The sequence below is a fragment of the Micromonospora sp. B006 genome, assembly GCF_003408515.1.
GTDB classification, from domain to species: Bacteria; Actinomycetota; Actinomycetes; order Mycobacteriales; family Micromonosporaceae; genus Micromonospora; species Micromonospora echinospora_A.
The window spans coordinates 368,419-392,708 of sequence record NZ_CP030865.1 but is presented as its reverse complement, the minus strand read 5'-3'; the positions used below and the strand labels follow the sequence as shown (position 1 = coordinate 392,708).

Here is a 24,290-nt window from a genome sequence, read left to right as displayed (position 1 = left end):
GCCCCGACCGGCCCACCCTGGGGATCCGGCGCGGGAAACACGGTGACGAGCGCCACGCCCCCCGGGAATTCCATCGATAACCTACGATTCATCGATGACTGAGGAACCCGTACCCCGCACGAGGCGCGCGCTCCCCCGGCGCGCCCTGCTCGTCCTCGCGCCACTCGCGGCCGGCGGCCTGGCCCTCACCGCCGGCCCTCGCCCCGCCGCGGCGGCCACCACTGCGCCGGAGTGCCTCGCCGACCTGCTGGAGCGCTGATGGCCACCATTCCGTGGCTCGCCGACGTGCTGCGCTCGGCCGGCGTCACGGTGGTGGAGGAGGGCAACTGGCTCGGCCGCGTGGCCGGCAGCTCGTTCAACCCGATCGGCGTGCTCTGGCACCACACCGCCGCCACCTCCAGCGCCACCAACCCGCACCCCGCCCTGGGCATCTGCATCAACGGCCGCTCCGACCTGCCCGGGCCGCTCTGCCACGCGCTCGTCGACTACCACGGCGTCTTCCACGTCATCTCCGGCGGGCGGGCCAACCACGCCGGGTCCAGCCGCGGCAGCGGGCCGATCCCGGCCGGTGACGGCAACACGCTCATGGTCGGCTGGGAGATCGACTACAACGGCGTCGACCAGCGGATGACCCCCGCCCAGTACTCCGCCTCCGTGCTCGCCACCGCCGCCGTGCTGCGCCGGCTGGGCCGCGACGCCTCCTACGCGCGCGGGCACCGGGAGACCAGCACCACCGGCAAGATCGACCCCTCCTTCATCGACCTCGACAGCATGCGCGCCGACGTCGCCCGGCAGCTCACCGGAAACCCACCCCTCGAACTCTGGAAGGACGACATGAAGCTCATCCAGTCCACCAACCGGGGCATCGCCCTGGTCGGCCCCGGTTACTTCCGCCTGCTCCGCAACAACGAGGAGGTCTACGCCGCCGTCGCGCTCGTCGGCAACCCGCTGATCGGCAACGACCGCCAGTTTGACCTCTGGCGCAGCATCGCCTTCGACGGCGAGGTCAAAGCGCCGAGCTGAGCCGCGCCGGGCGACGGGCGCGAGGGATCTTGCGCCCGCCGCCTAGGCTCGCCGCGTGTCCGTCGCACCGCATCCGCCACCCCGGTCGTCGTGGCGGGCGCCGCCACTGGTCCTGCCGAATGACGTAGTGGCCGGCGGCCGCCGTAATCGTGGTGAACACGCCGTCGGCTACTGACGTCGGCTGTCGCAGGCCGTGCCGATCTGCCTCGGCCTGGCCGGCTGCTTCGCCTTCGCCGTCGCCCTGCGCCTGCTGCACCGGGCCTGGTGGCTGGCTGTCCTGTCGGTGGTGCCGGCCCTCTTCGTGCTGGTGGGCACCGTGCAGCTCGCCCCCGAGGCGGTGCTGCGGGAGCGGGGCGTCGCCCAGCAGGTCACCATCACCGACGTGCAGACGTCCGGCAAGCGGCACGAGTTCGCGCTCCGGGGCGACGCGGGTCCGCTCGACGAGCCGCTCGTCTACTCCGGCAGCGCTCCCGGCTACCGGGTCGGCCAGCAGCTCACGGTGCTCACCGACCCGCAGCGGCAGGTGGAACTGGCCGACGCCGAGGACGTCGACGTCGCCGGCAAGCGGAGCATGCTCGTGTTCGGCGCGGTCGGCTGGACGCTGTTCGCGCTCCTCGCCGGATGGCGTGGCCACGTCCGCCGGGCCCGGGGCCGTCAGGCCATGGCGCCGCTGCCGATCTGACCGGCGGGCGCCGGCCCGCCGGTCACCTCACGCGTCGTAGTCGACTGTCAGCTCGTCGGTGACCGGGCTCGACTGGCAGGTCAGCACGTAACCGGCGGCCACCTCGTCCGGCTCCAGCGCGTAGTTGCGCGCCATCGTCACCTCGCCCGAGATCACCCGGGCCCGGCACGTCGAGCACACCCCGCCCTTGCACGCGTACGGCAGCTCGCCGCGCACCCGCAGGGCCGCGTCCAGCACCCGCTCGTCCCGGCCCATCGTGAAACTCGACGAGCGCCCGTCCAGCACGATCGTCACCTCGGCGCCGGCGCCGGACCGCTCGACCTCGCGGCGCACCGGCTCCGGCGGGGCGTCGACGTGGAACAGCTCGGTGTGCACCGCCGCGTCCGGCACGCCGCGACCCGCCAGCACCGCCTTGGCGTCCACCACCATCCCGTACGGGCCGCAGAGGAACCACTCCTCGATCTCGTCCCCCGGTACGACGGTGTCGAGCAGCCGGGTCAGCCGGTCGGCGTCGATCCGACCGGACAGCAGCGCCGACTCGCCCATCTCCCGCGACAGCACGTGCACCAGGTGCAGCCGGGTCGGGTAGCGGTCCTTCAGGTCGGCCAGCTCCTCGGCGAACATCACCGAGTTCGCCGTGCGGTTGCCGTACACCAGCGTGAACGTGCTGCGCGGCTCGACCGCCAGCGCGGTCGCGGCCAGCCCGAGCACCGGGGTGATGCCGGAACCGGCGACCACCGCGCCGTACCGGCGGACCCGGTCCGGGGTGAACGCGGAGGTGAAGTGGCCCAGCGGCGGCAGCACCTCGACGGTGTCGCCGCCGCGCAGCGCACCGCAGGCGTACGCGGAGAACGCCCCGCCCGGCACCTCACGCACCCCGACCCGCAACCGGCCGTGCCGGGCCAGCTCGTCGGGGGTAGAGCAGATCGAGTACGACCGCCGCACCTCCCCGCCGTCGGCGTCGGCCGGGCGGCGGACGGTGAGGTGCTGGCCGGCGGAGAACGCGAACGTCTCGCGCAGCTCCTCCGGCACCGCGAACGTGATCGACACCGAGTCGTCGGTGAGCCGGTCCACGGCGGCCACGGGCAGCGGGTGGAAGACCGGCCGGCGGCGAACCGGCCGCGTGATGGTGACAGTCACAGCGCCTTCAGGTGGTCGAAGGGTTCGGAACAGGAGCGGCAGCGCCACAGCGCCTTGCACGCGGTCGAGCCGAAGCGGCTGATCTGCGTGGTCTCCGGCGACCCGCAGCGCGGGCAGCGTACGGCAAGGGTCAGCGGCACCACCGTGTCGTCGCCGCGCGGCGCGGGCGGGGCGATACCGGCGGCGGCGAGCTTGGCCCGGCCCGCGTCGGAGAGCCAGTCCGTGCTCCACGCCGGGTGGTAGACGGTGCGCACCTCGGCGTCCGGATGCCCGGCGACGGTCAGCGCCCGGCGGATGTCCTCGCGGATCACGTCCATGGCCGGGCAGCCGGTGTAGGTGGGGGTGATCGTGACGACGACCCGGCCGGTGCCGGGCTCCTCGTCGACCGCGCGCAGGATGCCCAGCTCGTCGATGGTGATGACCCGGATCTCCGGGTCCACCACCGCCGCCGCGGCGTCCCTCGCGCTTGTCACCAGCTTGCTCCGGGGTGGGCGCGGTGCAGCACCTGCATCTCGGCGAGCAGGTAGGAGAGGTGTTCGGTGTGCAGGCCGTCCCGGCCGCCGCCGGGCGTCCAGCCCGTCTCCGGGCGGGTGAGCGTCGCCTCGTCCAGCACGGCGGCCACAGTGGCGTCGAAGTCGGCCCGAAGGGCGGCCGGGTCGACCGGCGCCGCCGGATCGGGGTCGAACAGCTCGTGGACGTACGGCCACACCTCGTCGACCGCGTCCTGCATGCGCCGGTGCGACTCCTCGGTGCCGTCGCCGAGCCGCTTCACCCACAGCGCCGCGTGGTCCAGGTGGTACGCCGACTCCTTGCGCGCCTTCGCGCCGACCGCCGCCAGCCGCTCGTCCGCGCAGCCGGCCAGCGCCGTGTAGAGCGGCACCTGGTACGCGGCCAGGAAGAACAGCTTCGCCATGGTCACGCCGAAGTCGCCGTTGGGCAGCTCGACCAGCAGGCAGTTGCGGAACTCACGGTCGTCACGCAGGAAGGCCAGGTCGTCCTCGTCCCGGCCGGCGCCCTCCAGCTCGCCCGCGTACGTGAGCAGCAGCCGGGCCGCGCCGAGCTGGTCGAGGGCGATGTTGGCGAGCGCGATGTCCTCTTCCATCTCCGGCGCGCGGGAGGTCCACTCGCCGAGGCGCTGCGCCGCGATCAGCGCGTCGTCGCCGATCGCGAGGGTGAAGTCGAACCGGCTCATAGGTGGGCCGCCCCTTCGGGGACCTCGTAGAACGTCGGGTGCCGGTAGACCTTGTCGGCGGCCGGGTCGAAGAACGAGTCCTTCTCGTCCGGGCTGGACGCGGTGATCGCGCTCGCCGGTACCACCCAGATCGAGACGCCCTCCTGCCGGCGGGTGTAGAGGTCGCGGGCGTTGCGCAGGGCCAGCTCGGCGTCGGGGGCGTGCAGGCTGCCGACGTGGGTGTGCGACAGGCCACGGCGGGCCCGCACGAAGACCTCCCAGAGGGGAGAGGACGCGCCGCTCACGCCGCTCCGCTCGGTGCGTTCGCTCATGCCGTGCTGGCTGGGCATGCCCTCACGGCCCTCGCTCCGCTCGGTGCGTTCGCTCATGCCGCTACCGCCTTTCGTTCCGCCCGCTTCGCGGCGTACGCCGCGGCGGCCTCCCGTACCCACGCGCCGTCGGCGTGCGCCTTGCGCCGGTGCGCCATGCGCTCCCTGTTGCACGGCCCGTTGCCCTTGATGACACGCATCAGCTCGGCGTAGTCGGGCTGGGTGTAGTCGTACGCCTGGCGCTCGTCGTTCCAGCGCAGGTCCGGGTCGGGCAGGGTGAGGCCGAGCACCTCCGCCTGGCCGACGCACATGTCGACGAAGCGCTGGCGCAGCTCGTCGTTGGAGAAGCGCTTGATCTTCCAGGCCATGGACTGCGCGCTGTGCGTCGAGTCGCCGTCGGGCGGGCCGAACATGGCAAGTGACGGGTACCACCAGCGGTCCACCGCGTCCTGGGCCATCGCCTTCTGCGCTTCGGTGCCGTGCGCCAGCGTGTGCAGGATCTCGTAGCCCTGCCGCTGGTGGAACGACTCCTCCTTGCAGACCCGGATCATCGCCCGGGCGTACGGCCCGTAGGAGCAGCGGCAAAGCGGCACCTGGTTGACGATCGCCGCGCCGTCCACCAGCCAGCCGATGGCGCCCACGTCGGCCCAGGTCAGCGTCGGGTAGTTGAAGATCGAACTGTACTTCTGCCGCCCGTCGAGCAGCAGCTCCACCAGCTCGTCGCGGCTGATCCCGAGCGTCTCGGCCGCCGCGTACAGGTAGAGGCCGTGGCCGGCCTCGTCCTGCACCTTCGCGAGCAGGATGGCCTTGCGCTTGAGCGACGGCGCCCGGCTGATCCAGTTGCCTTCCGGCTGCATGCCGATGATCTCGGAGTGCGCGTGCTGCGCGATCTGCCGGATCAGCGTCCTGCGGTACGCCTCGGGCATCCAGTCGCGGGGTTCGATCTTCTGGTCCGCGTCGATGACGTCGGTGAAGTACGCCTCGACGTCCTCGTCCGGCGCCGGACCGCCGCGCCGCGCCCGCGCCGCCGCTTCGCGCAGCGCCGCCTCCGCGGCCTCCACCTCGCCGAGCAGGCCGCCGCCCGGAGCGTCCTCCGGCGGGGCGAAGTCATTGCCATACATGTAGCCAGTGTTACAGCTCGGCACGATTGACACCAGAGGGTGTAACAGCTTTCAAGAGCCACCTTCCGTGACCGGACAAGCGCCTGCCGTGGTCGGCGACCATAGCCGAGTGGCTGTGATGTCGATTACTCCACGAAGGTGAAACCCCCCCAAGACTGGCAAAGCACGTCAATAACCCGCCCTTCCGGCCAAGTCGGCGGGTGTCGAGACCTGGCATATCGACAGTCCGGAAGTAGACTTCCCCCGGCAAGCCGTTCGGCTCCAAGATCGTCACCGTTCAGGCCAACGTCCCCCGGCCTTGTGGCGACCGGAGCGAAACCTGCGGAAGCGCCGGTCCCCCCGGCCATACATCTGGAGTTCACCACTCATGCGACCTCGCGTGACCATGGTGCTCGCCATCGTGGCGGTCCTCGTCGGTGGCGTCATGCTGGTGCCCGCCGCGTACGCCAAGTTCGCCGGCGGCAACGGCGAGGGCGGCATCGGCGGCGGCGGGCAGGTCCCGGCGCCGAGCCCGACCGCGCCCGCACCGCCGACGCTCGCCGACGCGCCGGTCTCGGTGAAGTTCGAGGGCGAGTTCTTCTCCTGGGCACTGATGGACCGCGAGACCGGCACCGTCACCGGCGCGAAGAACATGAACCAGACCAGCTCCACCGAGTCGATGCTCAAGGCCTGGATCGTCGCGGACTACCTGCGCCAGCTCGGCGAGAAGGAACCGAGCGACGACCTGAAGAAGGCGGCGATCCTGGCGATCCGCAACAGCGACGACGACGGCGCCAACCGGGTCTACCGGGCGGCCGGCGGCTCCTACCGGCCGCAGTCGGGCGGCAAGCCGGACCCGGTCATCGCGCGCGCGATCCGGATCTGCGGCCTGACCGACACCCGGCCCGGTGACGTGCCCGAATACAAGGGCTGGTGGAGCTTCACCGAGATGTCCCCCCGGGACGCGGTCCGCCTCGGCGACTGCATCGCCGACGGCCGCGCCGCCGGGCCCAAGTGGACGAAGTGGCTGCTCAGCGAAATGACCAAGGTGGCCGGCAGCGTCAAGCAGCAGAGCCAGCGCTCCGGCGGTGGCCGATGGGGCATCATCGACGGCCTGCCCGCGACGATCAAGGCGCAGGGCCCGGTGCACATGAAGAACGGCTGGACGCGGCTCGCCTACGACAACAACTGGCACGTCAGCTGCCTGGCGTTCACCGACAAGTGGAGTCTCTCGGTCATGATGCGCTACCCGAGCAGGTCCAGCCTGTCGTACGGCGCGGAGGTGTGCGCCAGCGTCGCCACCCAGCTCGTGACGCCGCAGCCCGGCGCCGCGCTCAAGGTGCCGCAACAGCCGGCCGGGAAGCTCTGATGGCCGGCGCCCGGCGGCGACCCGGCAGCCATCGCCGCCCACTGGCGTTCAGCGCGCTGGCCGTCGTCCTCGTCGGACTGCTCGGCCTCTCCCTGCGGGTGATCCCCGGCTCGCCGCTGGAGGCCACCGCGAACTCGCACGCCGAGCCGACGGCCGAGCGGTCCGCCAAGCAACCGGTCGACCGCAACGCGACGCGCGTCGCCCCCTCACCGGCGCTCACCCCGCTGCCGTTCCAGGAGAAGAACCTGGACAGCCTGAAGATCAAGGGCTGGTACGGCTGGTCCGTGCTGGACAAGCGGACCGGAAAGATCATCGGCTCGGCGAACATGGACGAGACCAGCACGACCGCTTCGCTGATCAAGTCCTGGGTGGTGGCCGACTACCTGCGCCTGCGCGCCGAGGACGGCAAGACGCCGAGCGAGGCGAAGCTGGCCGACGCCACGAAGATCATTCGGGACAGTGACAACACCCGCGCCCAGGAGTTCTACGAGAGCGTGGGCGGTTCCGACTCGATCGAGCGGCTCATCTCGATCTGCAAGCTCACCGACAGCGCGGTCGCCTCGGACGGCGGCTGGAGCCGCACCGAACTGTCCCCCCGGGACACCGCCCGGCTCGGGCTCTGCATCGACGACGGCCGCGCGGCCGGGCCGAAATGGACCAAGTGGCTGCTCGACGAGATGCGCCAGGTACGCGCTCCCGGTGACTTCGGCATCCGCAAGGCGTTCCCGGCCGCCCAGCAGAAGAAGATCGCCATCAAGAACGGGTGGATCGACCGGGACAAGGAAGAGGAGTACCACGTCAACTGCCTCGCCATCGGCGACACGTGGACGATGGGCGTGATGGTCCGCAGCCCGTTCGGCGTCGAGGGCGGCTGGGAGTACGGCATGGACGCCTGCGAACGGATCACCAAGGCGCTGCTGCGCCCGGCGACCTGACCCGCCCGGCTGCCTGCCGCGCGGGCGGCAGCCGAGCCGCACGCTCAGCCCTGGAAGAACTCCGGTCCGCCGGCCGGCAACGCCGGCACCTCCCCGTACGCGGCCGCCCGGCGGGCGAACTCGCGCAGCCCGGCCACCTGCCGCTCACCGAGCGAGAAGTCCAGCGCCCGGAAGTACGTGGCGAGCGTGTCCGCGTCGAACGTCTCCCAGCGGGCCGCCGCCTCCGCCACCTGGTCCAACTCGGCCAGGCACAGGTCACGCGAGCGCAGGAACGCCTCGTGCACCTCCTTGACCAGGCCCGGGTGGGCGGCGGCGAAGTCACGGCGTACCGCCCAGACGGCGAAGACCATCGGCAGCCCGGTCCAGTCGTGCCACGCCTGACCCAGGTCGGTCACCTCTAGGCCCTTGGCGGGCGCCTCGTACAGCGCGCGCAGCGCCACGTCGCCGATCAGCACCCCGGCGTCGGCCTCCAGCAGCATCTGGGTCAGGTCCGGCGGGCAGCGGAAGTACTCCGGCCGCACCCCGTGGCGCTCGGCGAGCAGCAGCTGGGCCAGCAGCACCCCGGTACGCGACGTGGAGCCGAGCGCGACCCGGGCGCCGTCCAGCTCGCCCAGCGGGCGGGTGGACACCATGTTCACCGAGAGCACCGGCCCGTCGCTGCCGACCGCCAGGTCGGGCAGGAGCAGCAGGTCGTCGGCGTGCTTGAGGAACTCCACGAGCGTGATCGGGCCGATGTCGAGGTCACCGGCGACCAGGTCGGCGCTGAGCCGGTCCGGCGAGTCCTTGTGCAGGTCGACGTCGATGAGCGCGCCGGACCGCATCAGCCCCCAGTAGATGGGCAGGCAGTTGAGGAACTGGATGTGCCCCACCCGGGGGCGGGCGATGCGATCGGCCATGACCCGACCGTATCGCCGCGGCCTCTGCCCCGCCGCCGGGGGAGCCGATCGAGTGGTGAACCCCGCACCCGGCGGTAAGGAAGGGCCCCTTGTTAACGCCTCCGGTAGAGGAAGGGGCCCTTCTTAACACCAGCTCACGCGGCCTCCACCGCCACGGCTGCGTCGGGGACGACGGCGCGCTCGGCGCGTACCGCCCGGCGGACCGGACCGAGCAGCGCCACCACGACCAGCAGGCCGGCCACGCCGCAGCCGGCGATCAGCGCGCGCGGGCCGGCCACCTCCAGCAGCAGGCCCCCGACCAGGTAGCCGCCCATCGCGGCGCCCTGTGCCGCCGCGCCGAAGACCGCGAACGCCCGGCCCCGGGCCGCCTCCGGTACCCGCCGGGCCAGCAGGAGGTTGTTGAAGACGTTGTCGCCGCCGTTGCCCACCCCGCCCAGCAGCCAGATCGGCACGAGCAGCCACGCCGAGGGCACCGCGGCCGACACGAGCACCGCCAGGCAGCATCCGCCGAGCAGCACCAGCCCGGCGCCGAGCAGCGCGCCGTCGTCGGCGAGCCGGCGGGCGACCCGGGCGAACAGCCACGCGCCGACCACGACGCCGAGCGGCCACGAGCCGGTGACCAGCCCGTACACGGTGGCGCTGCTGCCGAGCGTCTCCCGGATGAAGAAGACCTCGATCACGTTCACCGCCCCGACCGCGCCGATCACCGCGGCCACGCTGCCGACCATCACCGTGAGCAGCGGGTCGCGCCGGAACCGCCACGGGGGCGCGACCGCCGCGGCCGTCCCCGCTGTCACCCGGCGGCCTCCCCTTCGGGTACGGACGAGCAGCCCGGCCGCCACCAGCGAGAGATAGCTGAGCGCGCCGAGGAGCAGCGGCACCCGGGTGCCGAACTGGCCGACCAGGAGCCCGGCCAGCGCCGGTCCGGCGAGCGCGCCGAGCGTGCCGGCGGTCTGGTTCAGCGCGCCGGCCCGGGGCAGGTCCTCGGGCCGCACCATGGCCGGCACCAGCGCGGAGATCACCGGCTGGGTGACCGCGAGGCCGGTGGCCAGCAGCGCCACCAGTGCGATCACCAGCGCCGGCTCCGGGGCGTACGCGAGCGCCAGGCATGTCGCGCCCTGGCCGATCCCGGCGACGGTCAGCAGCACCCGGCTGTCCACCCGGTCGGCGAGGCGGCCGGTGAGCGGGGCGAGCGCCACCAGCGGCAGCGTCGCGGCGAGCAGCAGCCCGGAGACGGCGAGCCCACCGGCTCCGGCGGACTGGAGCGCCAGCGTGAGGGCGCTGGTGACCAGGAAGTTTCCGCAGCTGGAGATGCCGCGCGCGGTGGCCGCGAGCCAGACGTCCGGCCAGCGCGAGGAGCCAGATGCGAAGGACATACTTCGAAAATAATCCTTCACACCTGGCGGGTGCAACCCCTCAATCGATAGGCATCGCCCGGTACTGCGCCGCCACCGGACGGACCCCGGCGGGTGGATCGGTCCGGTTCCGCCGCCGGTACGGCTCCATCAGCTCCTGGATCGCCTGATTCAGCCCGGTCAACTCCTCCGCGGTCACCAGCAGCACGCTGTCGCTGAGCCAGGTCGCCTCGTACCACTCCTGTGGCTCGTCCGGCGCCTTACGCAACCAGTCCCGGACGCGCTGCGCGTCGCGGACCAGATGCGCCTCGATCAGGGCCGCCTCGGCCGCACGCGCCTCCGGGTCGGCATCGGGCCCCACCTCGACGTGGAACGACGGATTCACCGCCTGCCACACCCGCTCCCGCGCGTCACCCCGGCCGGGCGCCTGCCGGATCAGCCCGAACTTCGCCAGCTCACGCAGGTGGTAGCTGGTCGCGCTCGGCGACAGCCCGGCGATCTCGGCGCACTCGGTGGCCGTCGCACCGCCCTCCAGCGTGCCGAGATGTTCCATGATCGCCATACGGGCCGGATGGGCCAGCGCCCGCATCACCTGCGGGTCGCTGATCGTCACCCGGCGCTGCTCGGGCCGCGCCTCGGTCATGCCTCAATGATCCCGCGCCCACAGACGCGAGGTGCAGCCCGCCACCGGCCGGGTCTTGGTGCGACACCGCCGCCCCCCGCACCAAGGTCGCTACGGGTTAGGAAATTCGGTGGTACGGGCGACTGGATGGCCGTAGCGTGGATGGCCGCCCGACGGCCGCGGTGAGCATGCACCGCAGCGGACGTCCCCGCGCCGGGAGCAGGCCAACCGCCCCGGACACGCGAGCGAGCCTCAGCTGAGCCATCGGAGTTCACAGTGCCCGCAACCGAAGTTGACGCCACCGCCAGTCTCGACGCCGAACTGGCAGCCGAGCGCGCCCACCTCACCGCCTCCCGCGCCGCGCTGACCCGGATGCGGGAGCGCGCCGAGGCGCTCTTCGCCACCGGCGACAAGGTGGCCGGCGACTCGTACACCGCCGAGCAGCTCGGCCGGCACATGGCCCGGCGGGTCAAGGAGCTGGCCGACGACCCCACCACGCCGCTGTTCTTCGGCCGCCTCGACTTCGGGGAGACGGACCCGGACCATTCCGGGCGGGAGTACCACGTCGGGCGGCGGCACATCACCGACGAGCTCGGCGAGCCGCTGGTGCTGGACTGGCGGGCGCCGGTCTCCCGGTCGTTCTACCGGGCCAGCGCGCGTGACCCGCAGGGTGTCGCGGTACGCCGCCGGTTCGGGTTCAGCGCGGGCGTGCTGACCAGCTTCGAGGACGAACACCTGGACCGGGGCGAGGAACTCGGCACGGCCAGCCGCATCCTCACCGCCGAGATCGAACGCCCCCGCGTCGGCCCGATGCGCGACATCGTCGCCACCATCCAGCCGGAGCAGGACGAACTGGTCCGGGCCGACCTGGCCGACTCGATCTGCGTCCAGGGCGCGCCGGGCACCGGCAAGACGGCGGTCGGGCTGCACCGCGCCGCGTACCTGCTCTACCTGCACCGGGAACGGCTGCGCCGCTCGGGCGTGCTCATCGTCGGGCCGAACCGGGCGTTCCTGTCCTACATCGCGGCGGTGCTGCCGGCGCTCGGCGAGGTCGAGGTCGAACAGGCCACCGTGGAGGACCTGGTCACGCGGGTCCCGGTCCGCGCGGTCGACGACCCGGCCGCCGCCGCGCTCAAGCACGACGTCCGGATGGCCGAGGTCCTGCGCCGGGCCGTCGAGGCCCACATCGGTACGCCCACCGAGCCGATCATGGTTTCGGACGGCTCGTACCGGTGGCGGATCGGGCTCGACCCGCTGCACCGGCTGGTCACCGAGACCCGGGCGGAAGGGCTGCCCTACGCCACCGGCCGGGAACGGGTGCGGGCCCGGATCGTGGGGCTGCTGCAACGTCAGGCCGAGGCGCGCCGGGCGGAGTCGCCGAGCGACGCCTGGCTGCGCAGGATGAGCCGGATCAAGCCGGTCACCGACCTGCTCGACGCGGTCTGGCCGGCGCTCACCCCGGACGGCCTGCTGCACCGGCTGCGCACCGACGCCGACGCGCTCGCCGCCGCCGCGGACGGCCTGCTCACGCCCGAGGACCAGGAGCTGTTCCGCTCCGGCAGGATCGCGCGTACCGCGAAGGCGACCCGGTGGACCGCCGCCGACGCGGTGCTCGTCGACGAGGTGGCCGGGCTGCTCGAACGGCCCGCCGGCTTCGGGCACGTGGTGGTCGACGAGGCGCAGGACCTCTCCCCGATGCAGTGCCGCGCCATCGCCCGGCGCAGCGAGCACGGCTCGATCACGCTTCTCGGCGACCTCGCCCAGGGCACCGCGCCGTGGGCGGCGACCGACTGGCGCGAGTCCCTGGCCCACCTGGGCAAGCCGGACGCCGCAGTGGTGCCGTTGAGTGTGGGTTTCCGGGTGCCGGCGGCAGTGGTGGCGTTCGCGAACCAGCTGCTTCCGGCGCTCGCCGTCGACGTACCGGCGGCCCGGTCGCTTCGCCACGACGGCGCGCTCGACGTGCGTACCGCCGAGGACCTGACGGCCGCGACGGTGGCCGAGGTGCGGGCGGCGCTCGCGCACGACGGCTCGGTCGGTGTGATCGCCGCCGACGACGCGGTGGACCGGCTGCGCGCGGCGCTCGCCGACGCGGGTGTCGAGACCGCGACCGCCGACGACGTCGAGGCCGCGGCGCGCGTCACTGTGGTCCCGGCGACGCTGGTCAAGGGCCTGGAGTACGACCACGTGGTGGTCGTCGAGCCGGCCGCGATCGTGGCCGCCGAGCCGCGTGGGCTGCACCGCCTCTACGTGGTGCTGACCCGGGCGGTCTCCCGACTGGCCGTGCTGCACCGCGAGCCGCTGCCCGCGCCGCTGGCCGCCTGACCGGCGGGCCGGCCGCGGTCCCGGCGCGCGGGATCGGTCAGCCGGACAGTGCGGCGGCGACCTCGCGCAGCGGACGGCCCGACTCGGCGATCGGCACTGTGAACGACAGCCAGGAGCCGTCGGTGAAGTTGATCCGCAGCCGCTTCGGGTTGAGGCGGTGCCACCCCACCCGGGCCGAGGCGACCTCGGCGCGCGCGGCCGACCACGCCACCGACGTCTCGGCCAGCGCGCGTTCCTCGGCCTCGCGCCCGGCGAGCAGCTTGACCCCTCCGGTACGGCAGACCAGCAGCCGCCGGTCGGTGACCGCGAGCAGCGTCTCCCGGACCTGAAGATCGGGCCGTGGCGGCCGGAGCGCGCGGTGCAGTCGGGAGGCGGCCGAGCCGGGCTCGCCACGGCCGGCGATCCCCCAGCCGATCAGGTCGACCAGCCGGTCACCGCGGTCCCAGGTGGCAAGCGGCAGGAGGACGTTCAGCAGCACCGAGCCGACGGTCCGCCGCCCAGGTTCGGCGGTGGACTCCGGCTCGGGCGGCGGCGCCGGAGCGAGCCCCTGGCCGACGTCGGCCTTGGCGTGGGCCAGCACGCGCTCGCCCGGCTCGACGAGCCGGTCGATCGGATCGCGGTATCTGGTCTCGTCCATCAGCTCAGTATCGGCCGTCGCCGTAGCCGTCGTCGGTACGGCGCTCCGCCGCCGGGGCGTTGCCCATCACCTCGCCGACGATCTCGCGTACCCGGGCGGCGGCAGCCTCCTGCGCCCGGTTCGCCGCGGCGGTGATCTCCTCGGCCAGCGTGTAGGAGTCGAACCGCATGGCCCGCGCGTTGATGTCTGTGGAGAGGATCTTGCCGTCGGCGGCGGCCACCACAGTGACCAGGCCCGAGTCGCTCACGCCCGTGGCGTTGCTCTGCTCCAGCTCGGCCATCCGCGCGCCGAGTTCGCGCTGCCACCCGTCCAGGTTGCGGGCCAGCGCCTCGATCCGGTCCAGGGCCGGGAACGTCATTGCTGCCTCTCAGTTCACGATCGAGTCGAACACGTTCTGCACGCCCTTTGTGTACGGGCCGAGGTCCTCGCGGTACGTGCCGTCCACCAGGTAGTTGCGGTCCTTGCGCCCGTCGGAGATGTCGTGCAGGCCCATGCCGGTGTCCAGCAGGGCGCCGCCGACACCGGGGATGTTCACCGGTGACGTCTGGTTGATGGCGAATTTGCCCGGGAACAGGATGGCGGCGCGTTTGGCCTTGAACAGCACCGCTTCCCTGGTGTAGCCGGCCTTCTTGAACACGCCGTACGCCTTCTTGGCCTCGCGGAGCTCCAGCACCACCCTGCGGTAGCGCATGAGCAGCTCGGCGACCTTCTGCAGCTTGGTGGCCAGCTTGGTGAGGATCTCCGCGAACCGGGCGACGATCTTGACCATGCGACCCACCACGGTGGCCAGCCGGGCCAGCACCCGCACCACTGTGGCGGCCAGGCTGACGCCGGCGCTGAGCACCGCCGCCACCGCGGCGATGATGACCTCGGTCAGGAACCAGAGCAGGAACTCCAGGATCAGCTCGACCAGCAGGTTGAACGCGTCGACAGCGGCGTTCGCGGCGTCGACCAGCACCTCCTTGGTGCCGTCCAGCCCCTTGGCCAGCTCCTCCATCGCCTCCTCGATCGACTCCATCGAGGCGTGGAACTTGTCCGCCGCGTCGCCCTCCCAGCCGCCGCGCAGCCGGGCCCGGTCGGCGACCTGGTCGCCGGCGATCTGCCGGACCGCGTCGCCGGTGGTCAGCGCGAGCTGGGCCGCCCGCATGAGATCGTCCGGCTCGCCGGCGACCAGTTCCAGCAACTGCTCGAACGGCCACAGCACGGCGTTGGACAGCGGCTTGAACGGGTCGGGCGTGCCCGACACGATCTGTTCGAAGTAGGTCTTGTTGCGCTGCAGCGCCTCGGTGCTCATCCCGCCCCCTCAGGCGCCCGGATTGAACATGTCGGTGTTCGCCACGTCCGTGCCGGTGTAGGCCTCGGCCGTGTCGCGGAGCCCTTCGGCGATCGTCGCCATCACCTCGGCGCCGTCCTCCAGCCCTTCCAGGCACGCCTCGAACTGCTGCTCGTAGGCGGCGGCGAGGCTGAACGACGCCGGCATCACGCCGAACGCGTGCCGGGCTACGTGGCCGTCGCGGAACAGGCGGTGCAGCTCACGGAACTGGCCGGCCCGGTCCCGGGAGGCGGCGGCGAACGCCGTCAACGCCTCCGGCTGCACCTCGAGATTCCTGCTCGGACTGGTCACGGACCCTCCCCAGTGTCCGGTCGGAACTTCCACCGTCGTCGACGGCGCCACCAGCCTAGGGGATGTGCGCAGTTCCACAGGGGGCGGCGACGTTTGCCCCGGCACGGTAGACAGGGAAGGCACGTGCACCCCTTCCGCCGCCCGAGGAGCCCCGGATGATCCTGGCCCGCGCCGAACAGGTCAGCCGCCGCTACGGCGACGTGCTGGCCCTGGACCGGGTCGACCTGACCGTCCGGGCCGGTGAGCTGGTCGGCCTGCTCGGCCCGAACGGCGCCGGCAAGAGCACGCTGATCAACCTGCTGGTCGGGCTGCGCCGCCCGACCACCGGCCGGGTCGAGCTGTGCGGCGGCGACCCGCGCGACCCGGCGAGCCGGCGGCAGCTCGGCGTCACGCCGCAGGAGACCGGCCTGCCCGGCACGCTGCGGGTCGGCGAGGTGGTCGACTTCGTCTCCGCGCACTTCCCCGACCCGGTGCCCCGGGGCGAACTGCTCGACCGGTTCGGTCTCGCCGATCAGGTACGCCGGCAGACCGGCGGCCTCTCCGGTGGGCAACGTCGCCGGCTCGCGGTGGCGCTGGCGTTCGTCGGCCGTCCCCGGCTGGTGGTGCTGGACGAGCCGACCACCGGGCTCGACGTGGAGGCGCGGCACGCGCTCTGGGACGCGATCCGCGGTTTCCACACCGACGGCGGCACAGTGCTGCTGAGCAGCCACTACCTCGAGGAGGTGGAGGCGCTCGCGCAGCGGGTGGTGGTGATCGGCCACGGGCGGGTGCTCGCCGACGACTCGGTGGCGGCGATCCGCGGGATCGTCGGCGTACGCCGGGTCAGCCTGGTCGCCGACGACCTGCCGGCACTGCCGGGTGTGGTCGCCACCGAACGCGCCGACGGGCGGGTGCACCTGCTGACCACCGACGCCGACCAGCTCGTCCGCGACCTGGTCACCTCCGGGGTGCCGTTCCACGACCTGGAGGTCCGGCCCACCTCGCTGGAGGAGGCGTTCCTCGCCATCACGGCCGACGACCGGCCCGCGCCCACCCCCGCCTAGGAGGCCGCCGTGCCGCTCGCCCTGGTTCACGCCCGCTACCAGCTCATGGAGATCGTCCGAGTACCGGTCGCGGTGTTCGGCAGCGCCTTCTTCCCCGCCGCCTCGATGCTCTTCTTCGTGGTGCCGTTCGCCGACGACGACCCCACCGGAGCCACCTACGCCACCGCCGCCATGGTCACGTTCGCGGTGATGACCGCCAACATCTTCCAGTACGGCGTGGGGGTCTCCGAGGACCGCGACCAGCCCTGGAACCCGTACACCCGGACCCTGCCGGCCGGGCCGGCGCCGCGACTCGCCGGGCGGGTCCTGGCCGGGCTGGTGCTGACGTACGTGTCGATGATCCCGGTGGTGGTGATCGCGGCGGTCGCCACCGAGGCCCGGGTCAGCGTGGTGCAGTTCCTGCTCGGGCTCGGCGCGGTCGCCGTGGCCTCGGTGCCGTTCACGCTGCTCGGCCTGGCGATCGGCTACTCGCTGCCGAGCAAGGCCGCGATCGTGGTGGCGCAGGTGGTCTTCTTCCCGCTCGCGTTCGGCGGCGGCCTGCTCTCCGGGCCGGACGACGCGCCCGGCTTCATCAAGGCGATCGCACCCTACCTGCCGACCCGGGGCGCGGTGGAGCTGATCTGGGCGGCCGTCACCGACTGGCAGCCCGATCCCCGAGCGCTGGTGATGCTGGTGGTCTGGGTGGTGGCGCTCGCCACGGTCGCCGGGTGGGCGTACCGGCGGGACGAGGGACGCCGCTTCACCTGACCTTTTGTCCGGTTCCGGCCCGGTGGCCGACCCGGCGGTGCCACGATGCCGACAGGGCGGGTCAGCGGGACCGTCCCCGGCGAGAGGGGTCACCGTGAACGGCGTCGAGCCCGGCACGCCCTGCTGGACCGACCTGGCCACGCCGGGGCTGGAGGACGCGCGACGTTTCTACCCCGAGCTGTTCGGCTGGACCGGACGGATCTCCCCCGAGCCGGACGCGGGCGGTTACACCGTCTTCCAGAAGGACGGCAAGGCCGTCGCCGGGGCCGGTCCACCCGCCACGCCGGACCAGGTGCCGGTCTGGTCGATGTACGTGGCGACCGACGACGCCGACCTGGTCGCGACCCGGGTGGAGGCGGCCGGCGGGCAGGTGGTGGTCTCCCCGTTCGACGTCTCCACACAGGGCCGGATGGCGGTCCTCGCCGACCCGGCGGGCGCCGTGTTCAGCGTCTGGCAGCCGATGGCGATGCGCGGGGCCGAACTGTTCAACGCACCCGGCGCGATGTGCTGGAACGAGCTGGTCACCCCCGATCCGGAGAGTGCCAAGGAGTTCTACGCGCTGGTCTTCGGCTGGCACCCGGAGGAGCGTCCGGCCGGGCCGGTGGCGTACACCGGGTGGCGCTGCGGCGCCCGCATCGTCGCCGGCATGGTGCCCCGGGCCGAGCCGCTGCCGGCGGACCTGCCCGCGTACTGGGCCGTCTACTTCGCGGTGGAGGACGCCGACGCCACCGCCGCGCGGGCCGCCGAGCTGGGCGGCACCATCCTCGTCCCGCCGCGCGACAACCCGGCCGGCCGCAGCGCCGCCCTGCGCGACCCGTCCGGCGCCCTCTTCTCCATCTCCACCCTCCGCTGACCCCCGCGCCTCCCCATCCCGGCGATCTTGCAGTTGCGGCCCTCCCGATGTCACATACGCACCTTTCGCCGGGGCCGAAAACCCAAGATCGAGGGGGAAATGGGATCTTGGTACGGGACCGCCCCCAGGAGGGCTGGTTCGTACCAAGATCTGCGCGCCGTCCCGTAAGGCGGAACGCCGACCCGGGGATTGAGACGGCGAACGCCGGGGGCGGGCAGGGCCGCCCACCCCGTCGATCTTGCGGTTACGGCCCTCGTGGCGTGACATCCGCACCTTTTGTCGGGGCCGAAAGTCCAAGATCGGCGGCGCGAGGCGGGGCGGGCGGGGGCGGGGCGGGGGCGAGGGCGGGGACGAGGTCAGGTTGGGCGGACGGGGACCACCAAGGGGCCGTGGTCGCCGGGGATCACGCGGATGTGGGCTCGGTAGTGGCGGGCCAGCAGGTCCTCGGTGAGCACCTGCTCCGGTGGGCCGGCGGCGGCCACCCGGCCGTCGGCGAGCAGGACCAGGCGGTCGGCGTACTCGCCGGCGATGGAGAGGTCGTGCATGGTGGCCAGCACGGTCAGGCCGTGCGCGCGGCGGAGCTGGTCGACCAGTTCCAGCACCTCCTGCTGGTGCCCGATGTCCAGCGCGCTCGTCGGCTCGTCCAGCAGCAGCAAGGTGGCGCCCTGGGCCAGTGCCCGGGCCAGGAAGACGCGCTGCCGCTCGCCGCCGGAGAGCGTGGCCAGCTCACGGTGCGCGAACGGCCCGAGGTCGAGCCGGTCCAGCACCTCGTGCACGGCGGCCAGGTCGGCTGCCGACTCGCGGCCCAGCGCCGGGATGTACGGGGTGCGCCCGAGCAGCGTGTAGTCGAAGACCGACATGCCGGCCGGCACCACCGGGGACTGCGCCACGGTGGCCACCACCCGGGCTCGTTCGCGGCGGCGGAGCGCGCCGATCGGCGTACCGAAGAGTGCGACCTCGCCCGGGCCGGTCAGCAGGCCGCCGACGGCGCGCAACAGGGTCGACTTGCCGGCGCCGTTGGGGCCGATGACGGTGACCCACTCACCGGCGGCGACCGTCAGGTCGACGCCGGCGAGGATCGGGTTGCCGCCGAGGGCGACCCGCAGGTCGTGGACGCGTACGGCGGGGGCGTTCACATCGCCACCCGGCGGGCGGTACGCAGGACGAGGACGAAGAACGGGCCGCCGAGCAGCGCGGTGACCACGCCGATCGGGATCTCGGCGGGGGCGGCGGCGGTACGGGCGACCACGTCGGTGAGCGCCAGGAACGCGCCGCCGAACAGCATCGACAGCGGCAGGATCACCCGGTGGCTGGAACCGAAGAGCAGCCGCATGGTGTGCGGCACGATGATGCCGACGAAGCCGATCAGGCCGGACGCGGAGACCGCGGCGGCGGTACCGAGCGACGCGGCGGCGATCAGCAGGTAGCGGGACCGCTGCGGGTGCAGCCCCAGGCCGGTGGCCTCGTCGTCGCCGACGGAGAGCACGTCCAGCTCACGCCGGTGCAGCAGCACCACCACGGCGGTGAGCACGAAGTACGGCAGGACCAGCCACACGTCGTGCCAGCCGGCGGTGGCGAGCCGCCCGAGCAGCCAGGAGTAGACCTGCTGGATGTTGTCGGAGTGCTGTTGCAGCAGGTACGTCTGCCCGGCGCCGAAGAACGCCGAGACCGCCACCCCGGCCAGGATCAACGTGGCCGGTGACCGGTCCCGTCCGCCGGCGGCGCCGAGCAGGTACGTCAGCACGACCGCGCCGAGCGAGCCGACGAACGCGGCGAGCGGGATGGTGATCGGCAGCCCGGTCAGCGCCCCGCCGGCCCCGGCGCCGAGCACGATCGCCGTGGTGACCGCGAAGCCGGCGCCGGCGGCCACGCCGAGCAGGTACGGGTCGGCCAGCGGGTTGCGGAAGACGCCCTGGTAGCAGCCGCCGGCCAGGGCGAGGAGCGCGCCGACGAGGAGCCCGAGCACGACCCGGGGCAGCCGCAGCTCGGTGATGATCGCGATCTCCCGCTCGGTGAGCCCGCTGTCGAGGCGTACCCCGGGTAGCAGGTTGAGCAGTTCGGCCGCGACGCTGCCGGGCGGCAGGCTGACCGGGCCGAGCGAGACACCGGCCACCAGCGCGACGAGCACCGCCACGACTCCGGCGAGCAGCCAGCGCTTGCGCAGTCCGGCCGGCCGGACCGGGGCGCCGCCCGCGCCGGGCGCCCCGCGCCGCCCGGGGCGGGACAGCGGCCGGATGCCCGGCCGGGACGCGCGAGGCGTTCCGGCCGGGTTCGGGGCGGAGTCCGCCTGTCGTAGGGCCACGGTCAGGCCGGGACCTTGGCGGTGGCGTCGACGATGACCTTCAGCAGGTCGACCACGCGCGGACCCCAGCGCGAGGCGACGTCGTCGTCCAGCTCCACGATCTGGTTGTTCTTCACCGCGTTGATGCCGGCCCACCCGCTGCGCGCCTTCACCGTGTCGGCGCTCTGCTTGCAGCACTTGGTGTCGGACAGGAAGACGAAGTCGGGGTTCGCCTTGACGATGATCTCCTGGGAGAGCTGCGGGTAGCCGCCGTTCTTCCCGTCGGCGTCGGACGGGTCGGCGATGTTCTCCAGCCCGGCGAGCGCGTAGATGGTGCCGATGAAGGTCTTGCTGGTCGCGGTGTACAGCTCCGGGCCCAGCTCGTGGAAGTAGGTCAGCTTCTCGGTGCGCTTGGGCAGGTCCTTGGTCAGCGCGGTGATGTCGTCCTTCATCTTCTGCACCACGGCCTCGGCCTCGGACCGGTGGCCGGTGAGCGTGCCCAGGTCGGTGAGCTGCCGGTACGTGTCGTCGAGCGTGGCCGCGGCGGGGATCTGCAGGACCGGGATCTTCAGCGCGACGAGCTGGTCGGCGATCTTGTTGAGGTTGTCCGAGATCACCACCAGGTCGGGGTTGCGGGAGGCGACCGCCTCGGCGTTCGGCTGGTAGCCGGACAGGTCGGTGCGGGGTGCCTCGGCCGGGTAGTTCGACTGGTCGTCGACGGCGGTGACCTGCTTGCCGGCGCCGATGGCGAAGAGCATCTCGGTCGAGGTCGGCGAGAGCGAGACGATCTTCTCGGGCCGCTTCTCCAGCGTCAGCTTGCCGACGGTGGCCGGGAACGCGCCGCCGGAGGCGCCGGCGGCGGGGGTGTCGGTCGAGGTGTTCTCGGCGCAGCCGCCGAGGAGCAGCACGCCGGCCGCGAGCGCGGTGGCGAAGAGCCGGGGGGTACGTCTGGACATGAAGCCTCCTGTCGGTCGAGGAGTGTGGTGCTTCGCCGACAGGAGAAAAGGCCCGCCCGCGAGGCGCCCTTCCTCGAGAGCGCGTGTCGCGACCGGGCCGCAGGCGACCTGGCTCGTCCCACGTCCGTCGGTGCCGGCGGGAGGCCGACGCCGCGCGTACGGGGCATCACAGTTGCGGGACAGCGCCGGTTTCACACCGGCTTCGCTGTGGCACGGTCGGTGCCACGGTAGCGCACGACCAGCGGAGATCGTCCGGACGGTGGGGGTGGGTGGGAACCCCGGCGGGGGTGGAACCGGGGTTCCCACCCGGTGGTGAGGTCAGCAGTACTGGCTCTGCTTCCCGATCGCCCGGTACGGGCAGTCGGCGTACTCGGCCAGCAGCAGCACCGCGCTGCGGTTGCGCGAGGTCTGCGCCGGGATCACCTCGTCCGGCGGGTAGAAGCCGCCGCCCGAGGCCGAGCCGGGGTACATCTCGAAGGTGTACGCCCAGATCTTGTGGGCTCCCCACATCCAGTCGATGCTGGTGCCGTCGGCGATGTAGAGGTCGCTCGACTGTTCCGGGGTGTAGTTGTTCGTCGCCGCCATCTGCTGGCCGATGGTGGCGAAGGTGTTGTACTGGTCGGCGGTCATGCCGGTGGCGGTGTTGCTGTACGTGTACCCGTACGGCCAGAGCACCAGCTGCGAGTACGTGTGGAAGTCGATGTTCGCCTTGATCTGCTGCACCCCGCCGACGACCCGGCTGTTGACGAAGTTGCGCAGCGCCGCGGTCTCCGGCGCGGAGAACGCGGACGGGCCCCGGTAGGTGTCCGACGACTTCGAGCTGGACGAGCCGCCGCAGCAGCCCCACTGGTAGCCCCAGTTGCGGTTCAGGTCGGTGCCGACGGCGGTCGAGCCGCTGTTGGGCTGCCGGTTCTTGCGCCAGGAGCGGTAGGAGCCGGTGGCGATGTCGTACTCGCTGCCGTCCGGGTTGACGGTGGGGACGATCCAGATCTCCCGGGAGTTGACGATGTTCGTGATCCGGGAGTCGCTGCCGTAGTTGTCGGTGAAGAGGTTGAGCAGGTAGATCGCCATCTCGACGGTCAGGTGCTCGCGGGCGTGCTGCTGGGAGTTGAACAGGATCTCCGGCTCCGCCTCGTCGGTGGCGACGTTGTCGGAGATCTTCACGGCCATCAGGTCCCGGCCCTGGTACGACGTGCCGATGCTCAGCTTCCGGGCGATCGTCGGGTGGTCGGCGACCACCTTGTTCACCACAGTGGTCAGTTCGGCGTAGTCGTGGTAGTTCGAGTCGGCGGACGGGAACGCGTTCGCGGTCATGTCCCCGTCGGCGTGGTTGTGCTCCGGCACGACGTCCTTCTCGAGCCGGAACCCGAGCCGGGTGATCGCGTTCGCCTCGGCCTTGGTGGCCGTGACGTGCAACACACCGTGTTCGGAGTAGTCGATGGCGGCGCCGGTGCCGGCGACCGCGGTGCGGTCCGCGGCGGTGCGTGGGCCGAGCACCCGGTACGCGACGGTGGCCGGCTCGCCGGAGCCTTCCGGCGCGGGCCGGGCGACGGCGGGCGCGGCGGCCGCGCTGACGATGGTCAGGCCGATGGCGGCGGCGAGCGCCAGCCGGCGGCGGAACGGAGAGGCGCGGAAGGCCATGGACAACCTCCTGGGGGTACGGGAGAGCTCCCGTTGTCCGCACACTCCACCAGGAGACACATGGTCATATCAATATCTGTCTTTCTCTTTGGCCATCCCGACCTGATCGTCACTTCGGCAATGATTTTCCATGCCTGAACATCTGGCGAAACTTCCCGCCAGGCGCGACAGTGAACGGCAACGATGCCGTCTCCCCGTGGAGCTGCCATGTTCGGAAGACCCATGCGCGCGGCCGCCCTCGCCGGCCTCACCGCGCTCACCCTCCTCGGCACCACCGCACCGGCCCAGGCACACGCCCCGCGGCCGGGCGTCACGCACGACGAACAGATCACGTTCCAGGAGTTCTCCCGCTTCCCCGACTGGCGCAGCGGCTCCCACCAGGGCACCCGCGCCGTACCGGGCCGTCACCCCGCGCTGACCATCGACCGCCCGGCGGGCACCACCGAGTTCACCGACGAGCACACCGGCACGACCCGCACCTGGGAGTACGCCACCTGGACCTCGCCCGAGCGGCGGATCGGGTTCGACGCCACCGAGATGGTCGCGTCCTGGAACGCCGCCACCCCGGCCGGCACCTGGATCCAGGTCGAGCTGCACGGCACGTACAACACCGGGGCACAGACCCCGTGGTTCGTCATGGGCCGCTGGGCCTCCGGCGACCAGGACATCAAGCGGTCCACGCTGGACGGCCAGGGCGACCCCTGGTCGAGCATCTGGACCGACACGTTCTCGATCGACGACGCCGACGCCGGGGTGCTGCTGCGCTCGTACCAGTTGCGGCTGACGCTCTACCGCGCGCCCGGCCAGGCTGCCGCGCCGCAGGTCCGGATGCTCGGCGCGATGGCGTCGAACGTGCCCGACCGGTTCACCGTCACCCCGAGCCGGGGCGGCATCGCCTGGGGCACCGAGCTGGCCGTGCCGCGCTACTCGCAGAACGTCCACATCGGCGAGTACCCGGAGTACAACGGCGGCGGCGAGGCGTGGTGCTCACCCACCTCGACGGAGATGGTGGTCGAGTACTGGGGCCGCAAGCCCTCGGCCGAGGACACCTCCTGGGTCGACCCCGCCTACCCCGACCCGACTGTCGACCACGCCGCCCGGATGACCTACGACTACGAGTACGACGGCGCCGGCAACTGGCCGTTCAACACCGCGTACGCGGCGAGCTTCCCCGGCCTGGAGGGCCGGGTCACCCGGCTGCACTCGCTGGACGAGGCGGAACGGTTCATCAAGGCCGGCATCCCGGTGGTGACCTCGCAGTCGTTCCTCGCCAGCGAACTCGACGGGGCCAACTACGGCACCGCCGGGCACCTGTTCGTGATCGTCGGCTTCACCGCCGAGGGCGACGTGATCGTCAACGACCCCGCGTCCTCCTCGAACGAGGCGGTGCGCAACGTCTACAAGCGGGAGCAGTTCGAGCAGATCTGGCTGCGCACCAAGCGCTACCGGGCGAACGGCACAGTGGCCTCCGGCTCCGGCGGCATCGCGTACCTGATCAAGCCGGTCGACCGGCCGTGGCCGGTCGTCCCGGGCTCGACCAACTGGTGAGCGGCTCGACCATCCG

General features: G+C 72.3%; 25 protein-coding genes, 1 pseudogene and 1 riboswitch. Of the genes and pseudogenes, 10 read left to right on the top strand and 16 right to left on the bottom strand.

Annotated features, from left to right (window positions below; genetic code table 11):
* The first annotated feature begins 94 nt into the window (after positions 1 to 94).
* From MicB006_RS31930 to MicB006_RS01960, 3 genes are all read left to right on the top strand, one after another.
* A complete protein-coding gene (locus tag MicB006_RS31930) occupies positions 95 to 259 on the top strand; it encodes a hypothetical protein (protein ID WP_192900173.1) in 165 nt (54 codons plus the stop codon).
* The gene (locus MicB006_RS01965) at positions 259 to 1,023 is read left to right on the top strand and encodes an N-acetylmuramoyl-L-alanine amidase (RefSeq protein WP_225980607.1); all 765 of its coding nucleotides are present in this window, start codon (positions 259 to 261) and stop codon (positions 1,021 to 1,023) included. The genes MicB006_RS31930 and MicB006_RS01965 overlap by 1 nt, the downstream gene beginning before the upstream one ends.
* 193 nt (positions 1,024 to 1,216) lie before the next feature.
* Positions 1,217 to 1,705 carry a hypothetical protein gene (locus MicB006_RS01960; protein ID WP_225980606.1) on the top strand — a complete coding sequence of 163 codons (489 nt, stop codon included), beginning with the start codon at positions 1,217 to 1,219 and terminating at the stop codon, positions 1,703 to 1,705.
* A gap of 27 nt (positions 1,706 to 1,732) precedes the next feature.
* On the opposite strand, the gene paaE is transcribed toward MicB006_RS01960, so the two are convergent.
* The 5 genes from paaE to paaA are packed head-to-tail and all read right to left on the bottom strand — an operon-like array spanning position 1,733 to position 5,466.
* Complete coding sequence (gene paaE, locus MicB006_RS01955) at positions 1,733 to 2,845, bottom strand: 1,2-phenylacetyl-CoA epoxidase subunit PaaE (RefSeq protein ID WP_116503461.1); 1,113 nt, start codon at positions 2,843 to 2,845, stop codon at positions 1,733 to 1,735.
* Entirely contained in the window at positions 2,842 to 3,318 is a 477-nt protein-coding gene (paaD, locus tag MicB006_RS01950) for a 1,2-phenylacetyl-CoA epoxidase subunit PaaD (RefSeq protein WP_116503459.1), read from the bottom strand. Before paaD ends, paaE begins: the two co-directional genes overlap by 4 nt.
* Entirely contained in the window at positions 3,315 to 4,037 is a 723-nt protein-coding gene (gene paaC / locus MicB006_RS01945; RefSeq protein ID WP_116503457.1) for a 1,2-phenylacetyl-CoA epoxidase subunit PaaC, read from the bottom strand. Before paaC ends, paaD begins: the two co-directional genes overlap by 4 nt.
* Entirely contained in the window at positions 4,034 to 4,348 is a 315-nt protein-coding gene (gene paaB, locus MicB006_RS01940) for a 1,2-phenylacetyl-CoA epoxidase subunit PaaB (protein WP_073827062.1), read from the bottom strand. The genes paaC and paaB overlap by 4 nt, the downstream gene beginning before the upstream one ends.
* Positions 4,349 to 4,401: 53 nt before the next feature.
* Positions 4,402 to 5,466: a 1,2-phenylacetyl-CoA epoxidase subunit PaaA gene (paaA, locus tag MicB006_RS01935; protein WP_116503455.1), complete on the bottom strand. Its 1,065-nt coding sequence runs from the start codon at positions 5,464 to 5,466 to the stop codon at positions 4,402 to 4,404.
* A gap of 367 nt (positions 5,467 to 5,833) precedes the next feature.
* Between paaA and MicB006_RS01930 the strand changes: the two genes are divergently transcribed.
* Both MicB006_RS01930 and MicB006_RS01925 read left to right on the top strand, forming a co-directional pair.
* Positions 5,834 to 6,814: a hypothetical protein gene (locus tag MicB006_RS01930; protein ID WP_116503453.1), complete on the top strand. Its 981-nt coding sequence runs from the start codon at positions 5,834 to 5,836 to the stop codon at positions 6,812 to 6,814.
* Positions 6,814 to 7,749, top strand: a complete 936-nt coding sequence (locus MicB006_RS01925; RefSeq protein ID WP_116503451.1) for a hypothetical protein — start codon at positions 6,814 to 6,816, stop codon at positions 7,747 to 7,749. Before MicB006_RS01930 ends, MicB006_RS01925 begins: the two co-directional genes overlap by 1 nt.
* Positions 7,750 to 7,793: 44 nt before the next feature.
* Here MicB006_RS01925 and MicB006_RS01920 read toward each other — a convergent pair whose 3' ends face one another.
* The 3 genes from MicB006_RS01920 to MicB006_RS01910 all read right to left on the bottom strand — a co-directional run bounded on the left by MicB006_RS01920 (position 7,794) and on the right by MicB006_RS01910 (position 10,643).
* Entirely contained in the window at positions 7,794 to 8,645 is an 852-nt protein-coding gene (locus MicB006_RS01920) for a menaquinone biosynthetic enzyme MqnA/MqnD family protein (protein ID WP_116503449.1), read from the bottom strand.
* A 134-nt stretch (positions 8,646 to 8,779) separates the two neighbouring features.
* Complete coding sequence (locus tag MicB006_RS01915; RefSeq protein WP_116503447.1) at positions 8,780 to 10,021, bottom strand: MFS transporter; 1,242 nt, start codon at positions 10,019 to 10,021, stop codon at positions 8,780 to 8,782.
* A 40-nt stretch (positions 10,022 to 10,061) separates the two neighbouring features.
* Positions 10,062 to 10,643: a helix-turn-helix transcriptional regulator gene (locus MicB006_RS01910; protein WP_116503445.1), complete on the bottom strand. Its 582-nt coding sequence runs from the start codon at positions 10,641 to 10,643 to the stop codon at positions 10,062 to 10,064.
* 255 nt (positions 10,644 to 10,898) lie between these two features.
* Between MicB006_RS01910 and MicB006_RS01905 the strand changes: the two genes are divergently transcribed.
* Entirely contained in the window at positions 10,899 to 12,944 is a 2,046-nt protein-coding gene (locus tag MicB006_RS01905) for an AAA family ATPase (protein WP_116503443.1), read from the top strand.
* Between the two features lie 37 nt (positions 12,945 to 12,981).
* Here the strand turns inward: MicB006_RS01905 and MicB006_RS01900 are convergent, their stop codons facing one another.
* Genes MicB006_RS01900 through MicB006_RS01885 form a run of 4 tightly spaced genes read right to left on the bottom strand, consistent with a single transcriptional unit; the run spans position 12,982 to position 15,205 of the window.
* Positions 12,982 to 13,581: a hypothetical protein gene (locus MicB006_RS01900; protein WP_116503441.1), complete on the bottom strand. Its 600-nt coding sequence runs from the start codon at positions 13,579 to 13,581 to the stop codon at positions 12,982 to 12,984.
* Positions 13,582 to 13,585: 4 nt separating this feature from the next.
* Positions 13,586 to 13,939, bottom strand: coding sequence for a YbaB/EbfC family nucleoid-associated protein (locus MicB006_RS01895; protein ID WP_116503440.1), 354 nt, complete (start codon positions 13,937 to 13,939; stop codon positions 13,586 to 13,588).
* Positions 13,940 to 13,948: 9 nt separating this feature from the next.
* Positions 13,949 to 14,875 carry a WXG100 family type VII secretion target gene (locus MicB006_RS01890; protein WP_073826395.1) on the bottom strand — a complete coding sequence of 309 codons (927 nt, stop codon included), beginning with the start codon at positions 14,873 to 14,875 and terminating at the stop codon, positions 13,949 to 13,951.
* A gap of 9 nt (positions 14,876 to 14,884) precedes the next feature.
* On the bottom strand, positions 14,885 to 15,205 hold the full coding sequence (locus tag MicB006_RS01885) for a type VII secretion target (protein ID WP_073826399.1): 321 nt from the start codon (positions 15,203 to 15,205) through the stop codon (positions 14,885 to 14,887).
* Positions 15,206 to 15,360: 155 nt separating this feature from the next.
* Here MicB006_RS01885 and MicB006_RS01880 point away from each other — a divergent pair, with 155 nt between their 5' ends.
* The 3 genes from MicB006_RS01880 to MicB006_RS01870 all read left to right on the top strand — a co-directional run bounded on the left by MicB006_RS01880 (position 15,361) and on the right by MicB006_RS01870 (position 17,848).
* On the top strand, positions 15,361 to 16,248 hold the full coding sequence (locus tag MicB006_RS01880) for an ABC transporter ATP-binding protein (RefSeq protein WP_116503438.1): 888 nt from the start codon (positions 15,361 to 15,363) through the stop codon (positions 16,246 to 16,248).
* A gap of 9 nt (positions 16,249 to 16,257) precedes the next feature.
* The gene (locus MicB006_RS01875) at positions 16,258 to 16,995 is read left to right on the top strand and encodes an ABC transporter permease (RefSeq protein ID WP_116503437.1); all 738 of its coding nucleotides are present in this window, start codon (positions 16,258 to 16,260) and stop codon (positions 16,993 to 16,995) included.
* 94 nt (positions 16,996 to 17,089) lie between these two features.
* Positions 17,090 to 17,848, top strand: a complete 759-nt coding sequence (locus MicB006_RS01870; protein ID WP_116503435.1) for a VOC family protein — start codon at positions 17,090 to 17,092, stop codon at positions 17,846 to 17,848.
* Positions 17,849 to 18,204: 356 nt separating this feature from the next.
* Here MicB006_RS01870 and MicB006_RS01865 read toward each other — a convergent pair whose 3' ends face one another.
* The 4 genes and pseudogenes from MicB006_RS01865 to MicB006_RS01850 form a co-directional block, all read right to left on the bottom strand.
* The gene (locus MicB006_RS01865) at positions 18,205 to 18,984 is read right to left on the bottom strand and encodes an ABC transporter ATP-binding protein (protein ID WP_116503434.1); all 780 of its coding nucleotides are present in this window, start codon (positions 18,982 to 18,984) and stop codon (positions 18,205 to 18,207) included.
* The gene (locus MicB006_RS01860; protein WP_116511080.1) at positions 18,981 to 20,075 is read right to left on the bottom strand and encodes an iron ABC transporter permease; all 1,095 of its coding nucleotides are present in this window, start codon (positions 20,073 to 20,075) and stop codon (positions 18,981 to 18,983) included. Before MicB006_RS01860 ends, MicB006_RS01865 begins: the two co-directional genes overlap by 4 nt.
* Positions 20,076 to 20,152: 77 nt before the next feature.
* Entirely contained in the window at positions 20,153 to 21,085 is a 933-nt protein-coding gene (locus tag MicB006_RS01855; RefSeq protein WP_116503432.1) for an ABC transporter substrate-binding protein, read from the bottom strand.
* A 107-nt stretch (positions 21,086 to 21,192) separates the two neighbouring features.
* Positions 21,193 to 21,286, bottom strand: a riboswitch (cobalamin riboswitch).
* Between the two features lie 120 nt (positions 21,287 to 21,406).
* A pseudogene (locus MicB006_RS01850) lies at positions 21,407 to 22,726 on the bottom strand (M14 family metallopeptidase); the annotation flags it as partial.
* 207 nt (positions 22,727 to 22,933) lie between these two features.
* On the opposite strand from MicB006_RS01850, the gene MicB006_RS01845 reads away from it, so the two are divergent.
* The gene (locus MicB006_RS01845; protein WP_116503428.1) at positions 22,934 to 24,274 is read left to right on the top strand and encodes a C39 family peptidase; all 1,341 of its coding nucleotides are present in this window, start codon (positions 22,934 to 22,936) and stop codon (positions 24,272 to 24,274) included.
* Positions 24,275 to 24,290 lie beyond the last annotated feature (16 nt).